Raw genomic sequence first — 2693 nt, forward strand, 5'->3', positions numbered from 1 at the left:
GTTATCATTACAGGAAGTTCTTAAGTGCTGGAATGACATTGCTTGTTCTTTAGCAGAAAATACAAGAATCCGAAAAACACAGATATCAAAATACTTCGAGCATACCTAAAACAAGTTAGCGCTTATGGGGTGCAGGGGGTGGACTGAATTTCTACATCGATTCAACTACCCCTTTATTTATGAAAACAATTTTGCCCCTCTTTCCCACGCTCCGCAGACAATTCCACACCCTTAATCCCCCGCCAGCGGGGGACAGGCTTGCCACATCCCTTGCTGCTTTAATGCCCTTGTGGGGTTGATACAGATGCATTCCCGGTTTTTTGCGACACATCTGCCATGTTTTAATGAAACGTACAGTAGTATTAACCCCTGACAGCGTTGTTTTCCCCTAATCACACAAACGGTTACAAAAAATCGGAAATGCTCCTCTCCCCCCTATGTTATTTCAGCCTCGTTCTTTAGCTGTTTCCATAGTGGTTCAACGCCTAATTTCTTTACCCAATATTCCATATAATTCATATCAAGTTTTCCAAATTGTACCTCATAAACTCGTAATGCGTCGGTAAATTGTTTTTCACTGCCGCCTGAAAGTTTTGCCCATCTCAGTTTGGCCAGGATTGTATCTTCAGGTTTTGAAACCTGCAGTTTTATCCCAAGAACTTCCTCGACATACCTTCGTGAAAAACGGGATTGGTCAAAAGGTTCATCGGTTAATATCCAGAAATCAACTTTATCGCCCTCTTTTACATCAATTATATTGAACATCTTTTGCTTGTTAATTGCATCACAGATACTGTCTTCATCTGCATAAAAATCAGGCGGTGAAAAAGACTCTATCAGTTTCTTTACCGCCGGTTTCTGAATAGCTACAATTACATCTATATCGTGGGTAGAACGTGGTTCACCTTGCAGGCTTGAAGCAACGGAACCTGTTATCATGTACTGAATTCCGGCGTTTTTGAGCGCCTGAATAACCTTTTTTAATAATTCCTGTTGTGACACTTATCGATACGTTTCAAAAGTATTTTTTGAAATTCCTCATCTGAAAGATGCGGAAATCTTTTCTGCAATCCATGAATAAATAGTTGCCTGGTAAATTCAGATAATTCAAATGCCTTAAGTAACCTTTTTTCAGGTGACATTTGACGAAGTACTTGAATATACAGCTTATGATTCAGGCGCTCTTTTAAGTTCATATTTAACTCCCAAACAGATAACAACGCCTCTTAAAACTACCACAGGCATAAAATCCGCCGCTACCAAAAAATATCTTATCGGCAAAGAAGTACCTTACCATACCGGATAAACCTATCCGCGAATCCCATGATAATTGTAGGTGATTATAGTAAAACAAAAAAATATAATCAATCTGAAAAGATACGTATATCAGGTGTATCCAATGGATGACAATGACAGGCTCGATGTTGGTTAGAGCTGATAAAACAAAAGAACTTGTAATTTTCTTTGTTTTTGCTAAACTGACTGCCGGATGGAAAAAAGCAATTTTCTATCATCTCCTATCATCTCATCGCATCTGAATTCCATGGACATCACTGCGGTTTGTGTAAAGGTTATTCAGGAGCAGCAGAATGCGATTGCAGCATTGTCCGCAAAAGTAAAAATGCTTGAAGATAAAATTCAAAATATTCAACATGAAGAGGAACGCAGATGTCTACTAATATATTAGCAAAAATTCAAAAAGACCTGGAATTCATAAAATCCAAATTAATTGTAATAGACAATGAAATTGAAGACATAAGTAATGACTTGCATGAGGTTCGCCCAGAGTACATAAAAAAAATAAAAACGCTGGACAAAAGGGGGAAGTTTTCCCCCTTTTCCAGCGTTGATGAATTGCGCAACGAGATAGAACAGGAACAAAACTTATAAAATTTATAGATTTTGACCATCACGACAAAATATATTGTAAAAAGTATTCCATTAAATAAAACTATGACACAACTCACACATTTTGACGAACAAGGCGCTTCCAGAATGGTAGACGTTGGCAATAAAGACGATACCAACAGGACAGCTATCGCACACGCAAAGATCTCCACAAAACCTGAAACATTCCGCCTTATTATGGATAAAAAAATGCACAAGGGGGACGTGCTTGAGGTTGCAAGAATTGCCGGAATTATGGCGGCAAAACAAACTTCTCAGCTTATCCCGATGTGCCATCCGCTCAATATTACCAGCGTTAAAATAGATTACAAAGACAATGCCGCAGACACCATTGAAGTTTTTGCAGAAGTAAAAGTCACAGGGAAAACCGGCGTTGAAATGGAAGCCATCACCGCCGCCGCCATCTGCGCAATTACCATTTATGATATGTGCAAATCTGCCGATAAGGAAATGGTAATCAGCGATATCCACCTGGTAAAAAAATCCGGCGGTAAGAGCGGAACCTTTACCTTTGGAAAACAGTGACCGTTTTGTGGTTTTATTCCTGCTTTTCAACCACTGTATACAGCTAATTTCGGAAAGCTGAATCGGATGCGACTACTCAGCGTAATTTATAACACGCCCCCTTAAATCCTAATCTTTACCCACAAATTTCAATAGCACCGTAGTTGTACGGCCAATTGAGCTGAAGGCTAAGTGGTGTAAAGTTCGTAAGCAACTTCAATATCAGCCAAACGTGACATGCCTCGCCAAAGTACTTCACTTCCGGGATGGCCATCACCACG

At 39.6% G+C, this 2693-nt stretch carries 6 protein-coding genes; 3 read left to right on the plus strand and 3 right to left on the minus strand.

The window, feature by feature from the left end; genetic code table 11:
• Positions 1-151: 151 nt before the first annotated feature.
• The 3 genes from QZT26_RS17140 to QZT26_RS17150 all read right to left on the minus strand — a co-directional run bounded on the left by QZT26_RS17140 (position 152) and on the right by QZT26_RS17150 (position 1196).
• The gene (locus QZT26_RS17140) at positions 152-331 is read right to left on the minus strand and encodes a hypothetical protein (RefSeq protein WP_164995527.1); all 180 of its coding nucleotides are present in this window, start codon (positions 329-331) and stop codon (positions 152-154) included.
• Positions 332-435: 104 nt separating this feature from the next.
• Positions 436-1002, minus strand: coding sequence for a hypothetical protein (locus QZT26_RS17145; RefSeq protein ID WP_099325673.1), 567 nt, complete (start codon positions 1000-1002; stop codon positions 436-438).
• Positions 981-1196 (minus strand): hypothetical protein, encoded by a 216-nt coding sequence (locus tag QZT26_RS17150; protein WP_157820582.1) that lies wholly within the window; start codon positions 1194-1196, stop codon positions 981-983. The genes QZT26_RS17145 and QZT26_RS17150 overlap by 22 nt, the downstream gene beginning before the upstream one ends.
• A gap of 293 nt (positions 1197-1489) precedes the next feature.
• On the opposite strand from QZT26_RS17150, the gene QZT26_RS17155 reads away from it, so the two are divergent.
• From QZT26_RS17155 to moaC, 3 genes are all read left to right on the plus strand, one after another.
• The gene (locus QZT26_RS17155; RefSeq protein ID WP_099325674.1) at positions 1490-1687 is read left to right on the plus strand and encodes a hypothetical protein; all 198 of its coding nucleotides are present in this window, start codon (positions 1490-1492) and stop codon (positions 1685-1687) included.
• Positions 1669-1890, plus strand: coding sequence for a DUF2683 family protein (locus QZT26_RS17160; protein ID WP_099325675.1), 222 nt, complete (start codon positions 1669-1671; stop codon positions 1888-1890). Before QZT26_RS17155 ends, QZT26_RS17160 begins: the two co-directional genes overlap by 19 nt.
• 63 nt (positions 1891-1953) lie before the next feature.
• Positions 1954-2433 (plus strand): cyclic pyranopterin monophosphate synthase MoaC, encoded by a 480-nt coding sequence (gene moaC, locus QZT26_RS17165; protein ID WP_099327053.1) that lies wholly within the window; start codon positions 1954-1956, stop codon positions 2431-2433.
• Positions 2434-2693: the final 260 nt, after the last annotated feature.

Source organism: uncultured Candidatus Kuenenia sp., assembly GCF_900696675.1.
Taxonomy (GTDB): Bacteria; Planctomycetota; Brocadiia; order Brocadiales; family Brocadiaceae; genus Kuenenia; species Kuenenia stuttgartiensis_A.